The 15,163-nt window shown below is 67.5% G+C and carries 16 protein-coding genes; 13 read left to right on the top strand and 3 right to left on the bottom strand.

Annotated elements, in window-relative coordinates:
- Positions 1-18: 18 nt before the first annotated feature.
- The 9 genes from ON40_RS10390 (at position 19) to ON40_RS56020 (ending at position 8,500) form a co-directional block, all read left to right on the top strand.
- A complete protein-coding gene (locus ON40_RS10390) occupies positions 19-1,233 on the top strand; it encodes a hypothetical protein (RefSeq protein WP_040821070.1) in 1,215 nt (404 codons plus the stop codon).
- Positions 1,233-2,009 (top strand): SDR family oxidoreductase, encoded by a 777-nt coding sequence (locus tag ON40_RS10395; RefSeq protein WP_040821073.1) that lies wholly within the window; start codon positions 1,233-1,235, stop codon positions 2,007-2,009. The genes ON40_RS10390 and ON40_RS10395 overlap by 1 nt, the downstream gene beginning before the upstream one ends.
- Positions 2,010-2,022: 13 nt before the next feature.
- On the top strand, positions 2,023-3,156 hold the full coding sequence (locus tag ON40_RS10400; protein WP_040821075.1) for a sulfotransferase family protein: 1,134 nt from the start codon (positions 2,023-2,025) through the stop codon (positions 3,154-3,156).
- A 149-nt stretch (positions 3,157-3,305) separates the two neighbouring features.
- Positions 3,306-4,229, top strand: coding sequence for a hypothetical protein (locus ON40_RS48055; protein ID WP_157186261.1), 924 nt, complete (start codon positions 3,306-3,308; stop codon positions 4,227-4,229).
- A 392-nt stretch (positions 4,230-4,621) separates the two neighbouring features.
- Complete coding sequence (locus tag ON40_RS10410; RefSeq protein ID WP_051192947.1) at positions 4,622-5,788, top strand: MFS transporter; 1,167 nt, start codon at positions 4,622-4,624, stop codon at positions 5,786-5,788.
- Positions 5,789-5,797: 9 nt separating this feature from the next.
- Positions 5,798-6,400 carry a TetR/AcrR family transcriptional regulator gene (locus ON40_RS10415; RefSeq protein ID WP_040821076.1) on the top strand — a complete coding sequence of 201 codons (603 nt, stop codon included), beginning with the start codon at positions 5,798-5,800 and terminating at the stop codon, positions 6,398-6,400.
- A 43-nt stretch (positions 6,401-6,443) separates the two neighbouring features.
- Complete coding sequence (locus tag ON40_RS10420; protein WP_040821078.1) at positions 6,444-6,896, top strand: MaoC family dehydratase; 453 nt, start codon at positions 6,444-6,446, stop codon at positions 6,894-6,896.
- A 288-nt stretch (positions 6,897-7,184) separates the two neighbouring features.
- A complete protein-coding gene (locus tag ON40_RS10425; protein WP_040821080.1) occupies positions 7,185-7,904 on the top strand; it encodes an ATP-binding protein in 720 nt (239 codons plus the stop codon).
- Between the two features lie 41 nt (positions 7,905-7,945).
- On the top strand, positions 7,946-8,500 hold the full coding sequence (locus tag ON40_RS56020) for an nSTAND1 domain-containing NTPase (RefSeq protein ID WP_373281890.1): 555 nt from the start codon (positions 7,946-7,948) through the stop codon (positions 8,498-8,500).
- A gap of 44 nt (positions 8,501-8,544) precedes the next feature.
- On the opposite strand, the gene trpD is transcribed toward ON40_RS56020, so the two are convergent.
- Together trpD and ON40_RS10440 are read right to left on the bottom strand one after the other, a co-directional pair.
- Complete coding sequence (gene trpD / locus ON40_RS10435) at positions 8,545-9,600, bottom strand: anthranilate phosphoribosyltransferase (protein WP_083895554.1); 1,056 nt, start codon at positions 9,598-9,600, stop codon at positions 8,545-8,547.
- 95 nt (positions 9,601-9,695) lie between these two features.
- Positions 9,696-10,112, bottom strand: coding sequence for a hypothetical protein (locus ON40_RS10440; RefSeq protein WP_040821404.1), 417 nt, complete (start codon positions 10,110-10,112; stop codon positions 9,696-9,698).
- Between the two features lie 269 nt (positions 10,113-10,381).
- Here ON40_RS10440 and ctaE point away from each other — a divergent pair, with 269 nt between their 5' ends.
- The 4 genes from ctaE to qcrB are packed head-to-tail and all read left to right on the top strand — an operon-like array spanning position 10,382 to position 14,753.
- Positions 10,382-10,993 (top strand): aa3-type cytochrome oxidase subunit III, encoded by a 612-nt coding sequence (gene ctaE, locus ON40_RS10445; RefSeq protein ID WP_040821086.1) that lies wholly within the window; start codon positions 10,382-10,384, stop codon positions 10,991-10,993.
- Between the two features lie 54 nt (positions 10,994-11,047).
- Positions 11,048-11,920: a cytochrome bc1 complex diheme cytochrome c subunit gene (qcrC, locus tag ON40_RS10450; protein WP_040821089.1), complete on the top strand. Its 873-nt coding sequence runs from the start codon at positions 11,048-11,050 to the stop codon at positions 11,918-11,920.
- Positions 11,917-13,122 carry a cytochrome bc1 complex Rieske iron-sulfur subunit gene (gene qcrA / locus ON40_RS10455; RefSeq protein WP_174435024.1) on the top strand — a complete coding sequence of 402 codons (1,206 nt, stop codon included), beginning with the start codon at positions 11,917-11,919 and terminating at the stop codon, positions 13,120-13,122. The genes qcrC and qcrA overlap by 4 nt, the downstream gene beginning before the upstream one ends.
- The gene (qcrB, locus tag ON40_RS10460; RefSeq protein WP_040821090.1) at positions 13,119-14,753 is read left to right on the top strand and encodes a cytochrome bc1 complex cytochrome b subunit; all 1,635 of its coding nucleotides are present in this window, start codon (positions 13,119-13,121) and stop codon (positions 14,751-14,753) included. The genes qcrA and qcrB overlap by 4 nt, the downstream gene beginning before the upstream one ends.
- A gap of 82 nt (positions 14,754-14,835) precedes the next feature.
- On the opposite strand, the gene ON40_RS10465 is transcribed toward qcrB, so the two are convergent.
- Complete coding sequence (locus ON40_RS10465) at positions 14,836-15,111, bottom strand: Lrp/AsnC family transcriptional regulator (protein WP_040821092.1); 276 nt, start codon at positions 15,109-15,111, stop codon at positions 14,836-14,838.
- Positions 15,112-15,163: the final 52 nt, after the last annotated feature.

Raw genomic sequence — 15,163 nt, forward strand, 5'->3', positions numbered from 1 at the left:
CGACGAATCAGGAATCGAATGGACAACCCACCCGCAGCGGTGAATACGCCGGCCACCCCCGAACCATCGCTGACCGAGCCGTTCCAGGCGGCGATCGCCGAGGCCGAAAGACTGGTGGCCGCCGCCGATTTCATCGACAGCGAAGCAGATCTCGCCGAGGGATACGAATATCTCGCCGGGAGTATCGCCGCGGTACTGCAGTTGTCCGGGGTGCACGGTACGAGCCATCCGCAGTTCGTCACCTCGACCGGCCCGTACACCAAGATGGGCCTGGACAATCCGGATACGCTCTACTACCACGCGAATGTCGAGCCCGGCGCGGAATACCTGCTCACCGGAACCCGCGGCAGCACCGTGGATCTGAGTTTCCAGGTGCTCAAGGGCGATTACACCGCCAGCGATGTGCCCAACGGCGACGACGCGTTCGACGACCGCCGCCTGCAGATCGACGAGGACGGCAGCTACCGGTTGCGATTCGGCCCGCCCAAGGACGATCCGGGACCGAATTACTTCGTGCTCGGCGAGGGCGCGTCGATGTTGGCGGTGCGCGAGGTCTACGGCGACTGGGCGAACGAGCGCAAGGGAACCATTCGCATCGAGCGCGTGGACACCATCGGAACCGCCCCTGTCGCAGCGGATCCGGAGAAGTTGCGCAAACGCTACCGGGCGGCGGCACGGCAGTTGGTGCAGCGCATCCACACCTGGTTCAACTTCCCGAAATGGTTCTATCTGGACCTGCCGGTCAATACGCTGACCGAACCCCGGCTCACCCCGGGCGGGCTGAGCACGCAGTTCTCCTCGGTCGGCCACTTCGATCTGGCCGAGGATCAGGCGCTGCTGATCACGGTGCCGAAATCCGATGCGCCCTACCAGGGTTTTCAGCTCGGCAGTCGCTGGTACATCTCGCTGGATTACGTGAACCACCAGACCAGCCTGAACAGCGCTCAGGCACAGGTGGATCCGGACGGCATGATCCGCATGGTGGTTTCGGCGGGTAATCCCGGCATCGCCAACTGGCTCGAGACGACCGGACGTCGGCGCGGCATCCTGCAGTTCCGCTGGCAGCGGGTCGATCGGGCGATGACCGCCGCCGACGGCCCCGCCGTGCAACTGCTCGCACTGGACGAGGTCGCCGCTCACCTGCCGTACTACGAGACCAACAAGGTCGACGAGAGTGGTTGGCGGGCAAGGATTGCCGAGCGTCAGCGGGCGTTCGCGGACAGGATGCTGTGATGCTGCTCGCTGATAAAGTGGTCGTGGTCAGCGGCGTGGGGCCGGGACTGGGGCGGTCCATCTGCTTGCAGGCCGCGGCACAGGGCGCGAAGGTCGTCCTGGCTGCTCGGACCGAATCGCGGTTGGCCGAGGTGGCGGCGGAGGTGGCGGCCGCGGGCGGCACGACCTTGAGCGTGCCGACCGATATCACCGACGACGCCGCGGTCGCGAATCTGATCACCCGCACGGTCGACACCTTCGGGCGGGTGGACGCGCTGGTGAACAACGCGTTCTCGGTGCCTTCGATGAAGCCGTTGGAACGCACCGACTTTCAGCAGATTCGCGACAGCGTGGAACTCACGGTGCTGGGCGGATTGCGGGTGACCAAGGCGTTCACCGACGAGCTGGCCAAATCCAAGGGTTCGGTGGTGATGATCAATTCGATGGTGCTGCGCCATTCCGAACCCCGCTACGGCAGTTACAAAGTCGCCAAGGCGGCACTGCTGGCGATGTCGCAGACTCTGGCGACCGAGCTGGGGGACAAGGGAATTCGCATCAACACCGTCGCGCCCGGCTATATCTGGAGCGATCAGCTGAAATGGTATTTCGGCGAGGTCGCGAAGAAATACGGCATCACCGCCGAGCAGGTGTACGAGCAGACCGCGAGCCGCTCGGACCTGAAGCGACTGCCCGAACCCGACGAAATCGCCCGCGCCGTGGTGTTCTTCGCCTCCGACTGGTCCAGCGCCGTCACCGGCCAGACCCTCGACGTCAACTGCGGCGAATACCACTCCTGAAGGAATCGAACACATGACCCTACGTACCGACGTCGGCACGATCGAGGATCTGCACACCTCGGCGACGAAAGCCTGCGGGCTCACCGATTTCGGGGCCGACGACTACACCGAGGCGCTGGGCGTCCTGTTGGAGTCGTATCAGCGCGATGCCGAGCTGACCGAACTCGGCAGCAAGATGAACCGCTATTTCCTGCGCGGGGCGCTGGTGGCCCGCGCATTGAGCGAGGCGTCCTGGAAGGCTCATCCCGAATACGTCGAAACCCCGGTCACCAGGCCGATATTCGTGACCGGGCTGCCGCGCACCGGCACGACCGCACTGCATCGGCTGCTCGCCGCCGATCCGGGGCATCAGGCGCTCGAGATGTGGCTGAGCGAGTATCCGCAGCCGCGTCCGCCGCGCGAGACCTGGTCGCAGAACCCGATCTTCCAGCAGATCGATGCCGGCTTCGCGCAGCATCACGTGGAGAATCCGGAATTCATGGGCCTGCACTACATGTCCGCCGCCGAGGTGGAGGAGTGCTGGCAGTTGTTGCGGCAGACCGCGAAATCCATCGCCTACGAGAGTCTGGCCTGGCTGCCGACCTATTCGCAGTGGCTGCAACGGCAGGACTGGACCAACGCCTACGTCCGGCATCGCGAGAATCTGCAGCTGATCGGGCTCGGTGACGAGCGGCGCTGGATCCTGAAGAATCCCAGCCACCTGTTCGCCCTGGACGCGCTGCTGAAGGTGTATCCGGACGCGCTGATCATCCAGACCCACCGCGATCCGGTGACCGTGCTGGCCTCCTCCTGCAGCCTGTCCGAACACGCCACCAAGGGCTGGTCGAACACGTTCTCCGGCAAGCGGATCGGTGAATCGCAGCTGGAGCTGTGGTCGCGCGGGCTGCGCGAGTTCACCGCCGCGCGGGAACGGTACGACGCGGCGCAGTTCATCGACGTCGACTTCGCCGATCTGCGGGCGGATCCGCTGGGCACGATCGAGTCGATCTACCGGCGGTTCGGCATCGAATTCACCGATGCCGCGCGGGCGGCGATGACCGTCCTGGACGAGGAGAGCCGCAGCGGCGACCGCAAGCCCGCGCACCGGTACGAGCTGGCCGATTACGGGCTCACCGAGGATCAGGTCAGGGCGCACTTCCCGGGTTGATCCAGGGGTTAGGCGCGGCGCGGACCCGGGTGGTCCGCGCCGCCGCGACCCGCCCACCGGCGATGATCGTTTTGGCGTGTCCAGCGGATATCGCCTAAGTTCCGAAATCGCCTTTGTTGTGGGCGGATTCGGGGCCGGAGGACATTGTGGTGAGTGAGGCTGTGCGTGACGAGGTCAATATCGTCATCTTCCGGTACGGCGAGTCCGGGAAGATGGCCGATACGACCGTTCCGGTGCTGGTGGAGGACGGGTATCGGCAGGCATGGCGGACGGTGATCCGCCAGCACGGGATGACCGCCGAGTCGGTCACCGGCATCGCCTCGGACTGGGCGCCCACCGAGGCCGACGAGAGCTTCCTGCGGAAGAACTTCCCGAATCTGCGGGAGGTCTCCGCGGCCTTCACCCGGCCCGAACCGGACGGCTGGGATCAGGCCCTGGCCGCGGCCGAGCAGGCCCGGCAGGAGGCCGAGCGGCAGCTCGAGCAGGAGGAGCGGCAGCGCGCGAATCGCACCGACCGCGAGGCCGGTTCGGACGAGCCGCTGATGATTCCGATGTTGCGCACCACGGCGGAGCCGCCGCCGCTGGTGGCCTCTCGCGCGTTGATTCCCGGGCAGCTGTACGTCGTGGTCGCGGGTGTCGCGCCGACGCCGCAGGGTTCGCTCGGCATGCACTGGGTGCTCGAAAAGCATGTGCAGGATGCGGGTTTCACGTTCGAGGACGTGCTCTCGGAGGCGAATGCGAACCTGGGCGAGGGCCTGCGCACGGTGCTGCGCGGCGAGACCGCCCGCGACCGGGTCGTGCATTTCCAGGGCATCGACTCCCGCCACATGCCCGCCGCCGCGCTGGCGCTGCCGGGCTTCACCGATCGAGTGGCCGGCCTGATCGGCGGTGATCGTTTCGTCGCGGCCTTCCCGTGCGAGGACCATCTCTACTTCGCCCGCGCCGATACCGATGCCGCGGGCACCCTCGCCGATCTGGTCCGCGAACCGCACGACTGCGGCTCGGACCTCATCCCCACCGTCGTAGTCCTCGAGCCCGCCGGTATGCGCGTCCTGGTGCAGTTCCCGCGCTGATACCGGATCTGTCGCGAGAGCGGACTCCGATCAGCGGGTGAAGCGGGATGCGGTGGGTGGGCCGGAGATCAATCGCCAGCGATCCGCCACACCGGCGAGCGCAGGTTCTTCCCAGGCACAGCGGCGGTCGTGGCCACACCGCCGACTGGGTCGCCCACGAGCGCGACCGCACGTCTACCGGCCTCATCGCGATGCCTGCGATCCTGCTCCCGCCCGAGGAACCACCAGCCGACATCGAGTGAATCGATGTGTGGCAGATCGTTTCTGACGGTTGCCCTGGCGAGCGGACCTCGAATATCACTGGCTTCGACCGGTATTCGGCCTGTGCGGGCTGTCGTTCGCCGTTGACTCTAGATGGTAACGATAGTTATCTTCTGAATATGGTTGCGCGGATGAAGGTTCCCCTGATCCGGCTCTGGCTGGCGGTGTTGGCGGGGTATCTGGCGCTGGGGGCGACCGTGCAGGAGATGCCCACGTTCGTGGCGCGGCGGTTCGACGGCGGGGCGGTGTTGAGTGCGAGTGCGGTGGGAATCGCGTTTCTGGCCACCGCGATCGGGCGGCCCTTCGCCGGGGGCGCGGCCGACCACGGACGGGCTCGGCCGGTGGTGCTGCTCGGCGGGATGTTGACCGCGATCGGTGGGGCCGGACATCTGATCGCGCCCGATGCGGCGGTGCTGTTGGGGTCGCGGCTGGTGATGGGGGCGGGGGAGGCCGCACTGTTCTCCGGGGCGCTGCCGTGGGTGCTCGCAGGGACGGAGCCGGATCGGCGTGGACGAATGGCGGGAGGGTTCGGACTATCGATGTGGGGCGGATTGTCGGCTGGGCCCGCGCTGGCCGCCGCGGTGGATTCGGCCGCCGGATATCGCGGGGTGTGGTGGGTCGTGGTCGCACTCGGAGCGGCTTCGGCGGGCCTGACCGCGGCCACCCCGCGCCGCGCGCCCGGCGCGTCCGGGACCGGCGTGTGGTGGCGTCCGGCGGATCTGTTGCCTGCGGGAATCGGATTGCCGGGCTTGGTGTTCGGGCTCGCGGCCTACGGGTACGGGACCGTGTCCGCGCTGGCCGTACTGTATCTGCGCAGCCTGCACGGCGGGGGTGCGGCGGCGGTGCTGTCGCTGTTCGCCGTCGCCTTCCTGATCACGCGATTAGCGGGGAGTCCGCTGGTCGATCGCCTCGGCGGGGTCGGTATCGCGACGTGTTCGCTCGCCGTGGAATCCGCGGGCCTGTTGCTGGCGGGGCTGATCCGGGCCGAACCGGCCGTGCTGGCGGGAGCGGTGCTCGCCGGAGCCGGGCTCGCGCTGATGTATCCGGCGACGGTGGCGATCACGCTGCGCCGCACCGGGTCGCTGTGTCCGGGTGCGGCGGTCGGGGCGGTGACCTCGTGCTGGGATCTCGGCATCATGGTGGCCGGGCCGGTGGGTGGTCTGCTCGCGGTCGGCGCGGGATATCGCACCGCCTTCGTGGTGGCGGCGGTCCTGGGGATCGGGGCCGCGGTGCTCGCGAGTACCCTGCTGCGCAGACCGGTTCAGGCTGCCGCACTGGTGCCGGAGATACGAAAATGAGGTGATCCGATGCCGGTCAGGGCCGGAGAGACGATCGATCCCGATGCCACCCGCGCCCGGGTGCTGGACGTGGCCGCGCGGCTGTTCTACGAGCGCAGTCTCGCCGCGGTGGGCATGCGCGAGATCGCGTCGGCGGCCAACGCCTCGCCCCTGACCATCTACCGCTACTTCGAGTCCAAGGAGGGACTGGCCGAAGCGGTGGTGCGCGAACGCAGCGATCGTATCCACGCCTGGCTGGCCGCGGGTCTGGCGGAGGTGCCCGCGGGCCGCGCCCGGGTGACGGCGTTGTTCGACCTGCTGACGCGGTGGTTCGCCGAACAGGGGTTCCGCGGCTGCGCGGTGGTCAACTACGCCGCGGACAGCCGCGGCGGGGACAGTGCCCGGGACATCACCCGCGCTCACCTCATGCGATATCGAAAGCTGTTGCAGCAGTTGCTGGCCGAGGCCGGTGTGGCCGATCCCGCACCGCTGGCCCGGCAGCTGCTCCTGCTCGTCGAGGGGTCCACCGTGGTCACCCAGATCGACGGTGACGGCGCCGCGGGGGCCGATGCCCGCGCGGCGGCCGAGACGCTGCTGGATGCGGCGCTCGCCCGCGCACCGGGCAGGTCGTGAGAAAGGTTAACGTGGTCGGCGAGAACCGAAGGAGCGCTTGATAATGACCGAGTTCGCGAATCTGGAAGAGTTCACCGCCGCTGTGGGCACCGAGATCGGTGTCAGCGACTGGATGACGATCGATCAGCAGCGTGTGGACACCTTCGCCGACGCCACCGGCGATCACCAGTGGATCCACGTGGATCCGGAGAAGGCGGCGAAGGGGCCGTTCGGCGGGCCCATCGCGCACGGATTCCTGACCCTGTCGCTGTCGGTGCCGCTGGTGAATCAGGCCACGAGTGTCGGCGGGGTGCGGATGGGAATCAACTACGGGCTCAACAAGGTCCGGTTCATCACCCCTGTTCCGGTGGGCGGGCGCATCCGCGCCCGGGTCAGCCTGGACTCGGTGCGCGAGATTCCCGGCGGCATCCAGGCCCAGCGCACCGTCACGATCGAGCTCGAGGGTGCGGACAAACCGGCCTGTATCGCCGAGAGCATCGTTCGCTACCTGTCCTGATCCGGACCGCTAGCGCGGCATGAACGAAATCACCCGCAGCGGAGCCTGCTATGACGGAAATACACGCCGAATTCCGAAGGACACGAGACAAATCCGTGCAGGTGAATTGCTCCGGCAGAGCGCGTGATTCGGCCGTGCGGGTCCGCGCGTGTCGGCTCCGGTCCGGAACATCGGTCGGCGGGTCCGACCAGGCAATCCGCCGCGGATCACCGATGACGTGATGTCCGGTTCGCCTACCGTGGGCCGAGCCCGTCGAGTCGCTCGACGGCGAGGCATCGGAGGGGGCCAATGAGTACGGCCGACAACGGCATACGAGTGCCGCAGACACCTCGGACGGTCTTCGCGAATCGCTTCGCGGAACTCTACGAGGCCGCCGGGAATCCGACGCTCAAACGCGTCGCCACAGCCGCCGGTGCGCGGATGCGGGCCGCCCGCGCCAAGGGACAGGGTGGCGGGGTTTCCGCCCAGCGGATCAGCGACTGGCGAGCGGGACGCAATGTGCCCGCCAAATTCGACGCGCTGGTTCCGGTGCTGCTGACTTTGATCGAGGAGGCGCGCAAATCCAGCGAGCCGGTACCGCCCGCGTTACTGGATGTGCGGGAATGGCAGCGCATCTGGGAGGCAGCGGTCGCCTGGACGGCCGATGCCGATCCGCAACTGCCCTGTCCGTATCCGGGGCTGTCGGCATACCGCCGTGAGGACGCAGCGCTGTTCTTCGGACGTACCCGCCCGACCGCCGAACTGGCCGGGCTAGTGCGCGCCACGGCCGAAGGGGACGGCGGCATCGTCGTACTGGTCGGTGCGTCCGGGGCGGGAAAGTCCTCGCTGCTGGCGGCCGGTGTGGCCCCGCAACTGGCCGAGGACGGCTGGGACAGTGTGATTCTCACGCCCGGCGCCCGGCCGCTGACGGCACTGCTGGGCGCGATCGGATACGCGGGTCCGGGCGCGCTGCCGCTGCTGTCGCACGTCATGACGGCCGCGTGGGAGCGACGTTCGGGAGGCGGCTGACCATCGAGGGATACCGTGCGGCCGGCGGCGTCGTCGGCTCGGTGTCGGCGACCGCCGAACGAGCCTGGACCGGTCTGAGTGAATTCCAACAGGCAGCCGCCAAACAGGTCCTGCTCGGATTGATCACCGTCGGCCGGGATTCGCGGGACACCCGTCGGCGCGTTTCCCGGGAGGAGCTGACCCGCCGGGCGATCGAGGCCGCCGATGCCGCGCTGGAGGCGCTGGCGCGCACTCGGCTGATCACCCTGGACGCCGAAACCGCTTATCTCACACACGAAATCGTCCTGGATGCCTGGCCGCGCCTGCGCACCTGGCTGGATGAGGATCGGGTCGGGCTGGAACCTTGCGTTCGCACCGGACGGCAACCACCTCGTCGGGACCAATGCACGTGGCGAAATCCGTTGGTGGGACCTGGATCCCGATCGTGTCGCGCGCCGAATCTGCCAGGACTCGAAGGGGGTTCTCACCGCCGACGTGTGGCGCGAGTATCTAGCCGGAGTGCCGTACCGGGCCGCATGCGAAAGGCAGGCGTAAGGAGCGAATCGGGGTCTCGGGCATCCGTAGGAGAGGAGTCGAGGCCCTGCGGCAGGGGATGAGCCGCGGCCCGTGCGACGACCTCGCGTGACCCACGATCGCGCGATCAGTCGTCGCCGAGCTCGTTGCTCAGCGCCGCCCAACGCTCCAGCAGCTCCGTGGCCGCACCACCGTCGACGGCCTGCGCGACCCGATCCAGCGAAGCGGCCAGCGCGTCGTGAATATCGCCGTTCGCCGACTCGGGAGTCAGCTCGTACGCCACGATCGCGGCCGCGGAGTTCAGCAGCACCGCGTCCCGGACCGCGCCGGGCGCGCCGGCGAACATCTCGCGGGCGATGGCGGCGTTGACCTCGGCGTCGCCACCCCGCAGTGCTTCGGGCGGAACCCGCTCGATACCCAGCCGCGTCGGGTCGACGGTCGTCTCGGACACGCTGCCCCCGGTGACCACCCAGACGTCGGTGGTATCGGCGGTGGTGATCTCGTCCAGACCGTCGTTCCCGCGCACCACCAGGGCGTTCTTCTTACGTCCGGCGAAGGCCCCGGCGATCACGCCGACCAGGTCCGGGAAGGCGCAGCCGATCAGTCCGGCCTGCGGCTGGGCCGGATTGGTCAGCGGGCCGAGCACGTTGTAGACGGTGGGGATGCCGATCTCGGCGCGGGCGCGTCCCGCGAACCGCAGGCCGGAATGGAATATCGGGGCGAAACAGAAACCGATGCCGACCTCGCGCACACACCGCGCCACCGATTCGGGGCCCAGTGCGATCTTCACCCCGAGAGCCTCGAGCACGTCCGCGCCGCCACTCTTGGAGGAGGCCGCCCGGTTGCCGTGCTTGACCACCGGAACTCCGGCCGACGACACCACGATCGAGGACATCGTCGAGATGTTGACCGTGCCCGACCGATCCCCGCCGGTGCCGACGATATCGATCGCCGGACCCTCGATCGGCACCCGCCGGGACCGCCCGAGCATGGCGTCGGCCAGCCCCGCCAACTCCGCCGGGGTCGGGCCCTTCATCTTCATCGCGACGCCGAACGCCGCGATCTGGGCCTGAGTCGCGTTGTCGGAGAAGATCTCATCGATCGCCCACGCGGTGTCCTCCGTGGTCAGATCGACCCCGTCGGTGAGGGCCCCGAGAATCTGGGGCCAGCTGCGCGCGCTCATCAACCTCTCCTGTCGCAAGTGCCGCATCCCGGCTACCGGACAATCAGCCTAATGGGATGTGTCGAGTCATTTCTCCGCGCGGTTGCCCTGACGGATCAGGACCGTGGCGGTTGCAGGGCATCCCAGCCCACGGCGGTGCCGTCGTGACGTTGCGCCAGACTCGCCATGCGCGAACGTTCCTGCGAACAGTGCAGGGCATCGAGTATTTGCACCCGCTGCAAAAGCAGATCCGCTGTCGCCGGGCTCGTCTCACCGGGTTCGGCGGGGGAGTAGCCGTCCTGCGCGGCCAGCGCGGTCACCGCCGCCACCTGTTCGGCCGGGATGCGCAGATGATGCCGCAGCATCGCCGGAACGTCGGGAGCCCACTGTTGCGCGGCCCGCTCCAGCGCGCCCGAACAGGACTCCGCGTCATCGAAACTCGACACCACGACCACCAGATCCGTGCGCTCCGGATCCCATCGCGCAGCACCCCCGCGACCGGTCCAGCGCTGCCATACCGACCGCCATCCCATACCGACCTCCGTACCCGTCACCGTGCGTTTCATCGACGCCGTGCGCGCCCGGAACACCACGATAGAAATCGCGCCCGCGCGAGGCACACCGGGCCGACGGAGCGTCTCGCAGCCCGCCGGAACCCGCTGCGACCTGGCTCGATCGACTCGCGGGCCGACCACGCCGAAGCCGTGACGAGACTGTGTCCCGCCCTGCGGATTCCGACACGAAACACCGAGATCCGCACCCGAGTACTCCTGTCGTACTACGGCGAGTCATACTTACCGGCGTGACGACCGCAGTAGGGACACCAGGATCGGCCATAACCCAGCGTGTGCACTCGCTGAACCGGCCCAACATGGTCAGCGTCGGAACCATCATCTGGCTGTCGAGCGAGCTGATGTTCTTCGCCGGCCTCTTCGCCATGTATTTCGTCGCCCGCGCGCAGGCCCACGGCAACTGGCCGCCGGAGCCGACCGAGCTCGACATGAAGCTCGCGGTACCGGTCACGGCCGTGCTGATCGCCTCCTCGTTCACCTGCCAGATGGGGGTGTTCGCCGCGGAGAAGGGCGACGTGTTCGGACTGCGGCGCTGGTACGTCGTGACCTTCATCATGGGTCTGTTCTTCGTCTGCGGCCAGGCCACGGAGTACCACGGCCTCTACAGCGAGGGCACCTCGATCTCCAGCAGCGTCTACGGCTCGGTGTTCTTCATCACCACCGGCTTCCACGGTCTGCACGTCATCGGCGGTCTCGTCGCGTTCATCTTCCTGCTGATCCGCACGAAGGTCTCCAAGTTCACTCCGGCGCAGGCCACCGCGGCGATCGTCGTCTCCTACTACTGGCACTTCGTCGACATCGTCTGGATCGGGCTGTTCGCCACGATCTACTTCGTCCGCTAGCCCGGCGCCCAACAAGAGCATCAGTCGGTTCCGTCTACTCCAAAAGGGACACAGATGAGTTCATCTCCCCCGTCAGTGCCTGAAGAGCCCCACAGCGGGGCCGGGAACGCGCAGGCCACCAAGACCCGCAAGCAGCGCCGGATGCGCCGGAAGCTGGCCGGCGGGCTGGTTCTTCTGATGGCTCTGGTAGGAGCCGGCTTCGCTGCCTCGGCACTGACCCCGCACGCGCAGGTCGCCACCGCGGACGAGGATCAGTCCGCCCTGATCCGTCAGGGCAAGCAGCTCTACGACACTTCCTGCATCACCTGCCACGGCGCGAACCTGCAGGGTGTGCAGGATCGCGGCCCCAGCCTGATCGGCGTCGGCTCGGCCGCGGTCTACTTCCAGGTTTCCAGCGGTCGGATGCCCGCGCCGTCGAACTCCGCGCAGATCGTGCGCAAGGAGTCGAAGTTCGACGAGACGCAGACCGACGCGCTGATGGCCTACATCGCGTCCAACGGCGGCGGTCCGTCGGTGGTCCGCGACCCGGACGGCTCGATCGCCCAGGAGTCGCTGACCAAGGGCGCCGACCTCGGCGTCGGCGGTGAGCTGTTCCGGATGAACTGCGCGTCCTGCCACAACTTCACCGGTAAGGGCGGCGCGCTGTCCTCCGGTAAGTTCGCCCCGCCGCTGAACCCGGCCAGCGAACAGCAGATCTACACCGCGATGCTGTCGGGTCCGCAGAACATGCCGAAGTTCTCCGACCGGCAGCTGACCCCGGACGAGAAGCGCGACATCATCGCGTACATCAAGAACCGCACCAAGTCCGACCCTGAGGGCGGCTACGGTCTCGGCGGCTTCGGTCCCGCGACCGAGGGCCTGGCCATTTGGATCATCGGCATCGTCGGTGTCGTCGGTGCGGCGATGTGGATCGGATCCCGCTCATGACAGACAAGGAGAACGACGACATGGGTCGGCCGGACGACGGCGGTGCCGTCAAAACGGGTGCCGATGGCAGTTCCGCGAGTTCCCACGATGATCTGAACCCGACCGAGAAGCAGCTCGACGCGATGTCTCGCGACGAGCTGGTCGAACTCGGCACCAGGCGGGACGGCGTCGACGTCGCCTACCGTGCTCCGCGCTGGCCGGTTCCGGGCACACGCGCGGAGAAGCGGGCCGAGCGTCAGGTGGCGTTCTGGTTCGTCGTGTCGACGCTCGCCGGGATCGCGCTGATCGGGGTCTTCCTGTTCTGGCCGTGGCGGTACAAGGGCCGCGACGAGTCCGGCGCGGGCATCTACTCGCTGACCACGCCGCTGTACGGCCTGCTGCTGGGTATCGCGGTGCTGGCCGTCGGCGTGGCCATGGTGCTGATCCGCAAGAAGTTCATCCCGCCGGAGATCGCCATCCAGACGCGGCACGACGGCCCCTCGGACGAGGTGGAACGCCGTACCCTCGCCGCTCAGCTGGGCGATGCGCTGGACACCTCCACCCTGGCCCGCCGCAAGCTGATCACCCGCACCGCGGGCCTGGGCCTGGGCGTGCTGGGCGTGGGTGCGCTGTTCGTCTTCGTCGGCGGTCTGATCAAGAACCCGTGGGCGCAGGGCAAGAAGTCGCCGTTGTGGGTGTCCGGCTGGACGCCGGACTACGCCGGTCAGACCGTCTTCCTGCGCAAGGACACCGGACGTCCCGAGGACATCGTGCTGGTGCGCGCCGAGGATCTCGACGCGGGCGGTATGGAGACGGTGTTCCCCTGGAAAGAGGAGTGGCGCGGCAACGCCGAGGAGACCCTCCAGTCGCTGCGCGGCGTCCGCAACGCGGTCATGCTGATCCGCTTCCGTCCGGAGGACGCGGCCAGGGCCGTCAAGCGCCGGGGCCAGGAGAGCTTCAACTTCGGCGACTACTGGGCCTACTCGAAGATCTGCACCCACCTGGGCTGCCCGACCTCGCTGTTCGAGCAGCAGGACAGCCGCATCCTGTGCCCGTGCCACCAGTCGCAGTTCGACGCCCTTCACTGGGGTAAGCCGATCTTCGGCCCTGCCGCGCGAGCCCTGCCGCAGCTGCCGATCACCGTCAACTCCGAGGGCTACCTGGTCGCCAACGGCGACTTCATCGAGCCGCTCGGCCCGGCCTACTGGGAGCGTCGTTCATGAGTCCTGGCAAAGTGGCCGCACAGGCCAACGAGATGGACGAGCGGTACCGCGCTGCCGCATTCGTCAAGCGCTCGATCAACAAGGTCTTCCCGACCCACTGGTCGTTCCTGCTCGGTGAGATCGCGTTGTATGCGTTCATCATCCTGCTGCTGTCGGGTATCTACCTGACGCTGTTCTTCGATCCGTCGATGACCGAGGTCGTCTACAACGGCTCGTACCAGCCGCTGCGCGGCGTGTCCATGTCGCGGGCGTTCGAGTCGGCGCTGGACATCACCTTCGAGGTGCGCGGCGGTCTGTTCGTCCGCCAGGTGCACCACTGGGCGGCGCTGCTGTTCGCCTGCTCGATCATCATCCACCTGCTGCGCATCTTCTTCACCGGTGCGTTCCGCAAGCCGCGCGAGGCGAACTGGGTGATCGGCTCGCTGCTGCTGATCCTGGCGATGTTCGAGGGCTTCTTCGGTTACTCGCTGCCGGACGACCTGCTCTCGGGCACCGGCCTGCGCGCCGCGTTCGGCGGTATCACCATGGGAATTCCGGTGATCGGCACCTGGATGCACTGGCTGATCTTCGGCGGTGACTTCCCGGGCACGATCATCATTCCGCGCCTGTTCATCGCGCACGTGCTGCTGTTCCCGGGCATCATGCTGGCGTTGATCGCGGCGCACGTGGCGCTGGTGTGGTACCAGAAGCACACCCAGTTCCCCGGACCGGGCCGCACCGAGAAGAACGTCGTCGGTGCGCGCATCGTCCCGGTGTTCGCCGCGGACCAGGGCGCGTTCTTCATGTTCACCCTGGGCATCGTCTCGATCATGGGTGGCGTCCTGCAGATCAACCCGATCTGGAACCTGGGGCCGTACAACCCCTCCCAGGTCTCCGCGGGTTCGCAGCCGGACTTCTACATGATGTGGACCGACGGTCTGGCCCGTCTGATGCCGCCGTGGGAGCTGTATCTGGGCCGGTACACCGTTCCGGCTCCGGTCTGGGTGGCCTTGCTCATGGGCCTGGTGTTCATGGTGCTGATCGCCTACCCGTGGATCGAGAAGCGCCTGACCGGCGACGACGTGCACCACAACCTGCTGCAGCGTCCGCGCGACGTGCCGGTCCGCACCGCGATCGGTGCGATGTCCCTGGCGTTCTACCTGGTGCTGACCCTGGCGTGCGTCAACGACATCATCGCGCTGAAGTTCGACATCTCGCTGAACGCGACGACGTGGATCTTCCGCATCGGTCTGCTGACCGCGCCGCCGATCGCCTACTTCCTGGCGTACCGGATGTGCCTGGGTCTGCAGCGCGCCGACCGCGCGGTGCTCGAGCACGGTATCGAGACCGGCGTCATCAAGCGTCTGCCACACGGTGAGTACATCGAGGTGCACCAGCCGCTGGGTCCGGTCGACGATCACGGCCACCCGATCCCGCTGGAGTACCAGGGCGCGATCGTGCCGAAGAAGATGAACAAGCTGGGTTGGGCCGGTAAGCCCGGCGCCGGTTCGTTCCTGCGGGCCGATCCGGCCGCACAGGCCGCCGACCAGACCACCTACGACAACGAGCAGCACCACAAGCAGCTCGAGATCCTGGCCGAGTACCAGGATCAGAACGCGGGTGGCGGGGACGGTGGCGAGCACGGCCACTGAGTTCGCTCACCAGCAAAGGCCCCGAACTGGAAACGGTTCGGGGCCTTTGCTTTTTCAGGTGTGACTCAGCGGCCGGGCGGGTTCATTCGCCGATCGAGAATCCGGCCTCGACCTCGGCTCGCGAATAGGATTTGAACGCGATGTGCGTGGTAGTGCGCAGCACGCCCGCGGTCTTGTTGACGTGCCCGGTGACCACCTCGGCGATCTGTTCGTGATCGCGCACCCGCACCACCGCGATCAGGTCCACATCGCCCGCGCACGAGTACACCTCGGCCACACCTTCCAGATCCGCCAGCGCCTGCGCCGTTTCGGGGATGCGGGCGGCGTCGGCGTGGATCAATACGATCGCGGTAATCATGCAGTGAGTCTAGATGGGGCGTGCTCCGGACCTGCGGGAAGACGGCGGACCG

The sequence above is a fragment of the Nocardia jiangxiensis NBRC 101359 genome (genome assembly GCF_000308615.1).
GTDB lineage: Bacteria > Actinomycetota > Actinomycetes > Mycobacteriales > Mycobacteriaceae > Nocardia > Nocardia jiangxiensis.

Bases quoted from the DNA above. Each gene is read 5' to 3' on its own strand.
- ON40_RS10415 (WP_040821076.1), top strand. From the start codon at position 5,798: ATGCCGGTCAGGGCCGGAGAGACGATCGATCCCGATGCCACCCGCGCC.
- qcrC (WP_040821089.1), top strand. From the start codon at position 11,048: ATGAGTTCATCTCCCCCGTCAGTGCCTGAAGAGCCCCACAGCGGGGCC.
- ON40_RS10465 (WP_040821092.1), bottom strand. From the start codon at position 15,111: ATGATTACCGCGATCGTATTGATCCACGCCGACGCCGCCCGCATCCCC.
- ON40_RS10400 (WP_040821075.1), top strand. From the start codon at position 2,023: ATGACCCTACGTACCGACGTCGGCACGATCGAGGATCTGCACACCTCG.
- ON40_RS10390 (WP_040821070.1), top strand. From the start codon at position 19: ATGGACAACCCACCCGCAGCGGTGAATACGCCGGCCACCCCCGAACCA.
- ON40_RS10440 (WP_040821404.1), bottom strand. From the start codon at position 10,112: ATGGGATGGCGGTCGGTATGGCAGCGCTGGACCGGTCGCGGGGGTGCT.
- ON40_RS10410 (WP_051192947.1), top strand. From the start codon at position 4,622: ATGAAGGTTCCCCTGATCCGGCTCTGGCTGGCGGTGTTGGCGGGGTAT.
- ON40_RS10425 (WP_040821080.1), top strand. From the start codon at position 7,185: ATGAGTACGGCCGACAACGGCATACGAGTGCCGCAGACACCTCGGACG.
- trpD (WP_083895554.1), bottom strand. From the start codon at position 9,600: ATGAGCGCGCGCAGCTGGCCCCAGATTCTCGGGGCCCTCACCGACGGG.
- ON40_RS10395 (WP_040821073.1), top strand. From the start codon at position 1,233: ATGCTGCTCGCTGATAAAGTGGTCGTGGTCAGCGGCGTGGGGCCGGGA.
- qcrA (WP_174435024.1), top strand. From the start codon at position 11,917: ATGACAGACAAGGAGAACGACGACATGGGTCGGCCGGACGACGGCGGT.
- ON40_RS10420 (WP_040821078.1), top strand. From the start codon at position 6,444: ATGACCGAGTTCGCGAATCTGGAAGAGTTCACCGCCGCTGTGGGCACC.
- qcrB (WP_040821090.1), top strand. From the start codon at position 13,119: ATGAGTCCTGGCAAAGTGGCCGCACAGGCCAACGAGATGGACGAGCGG.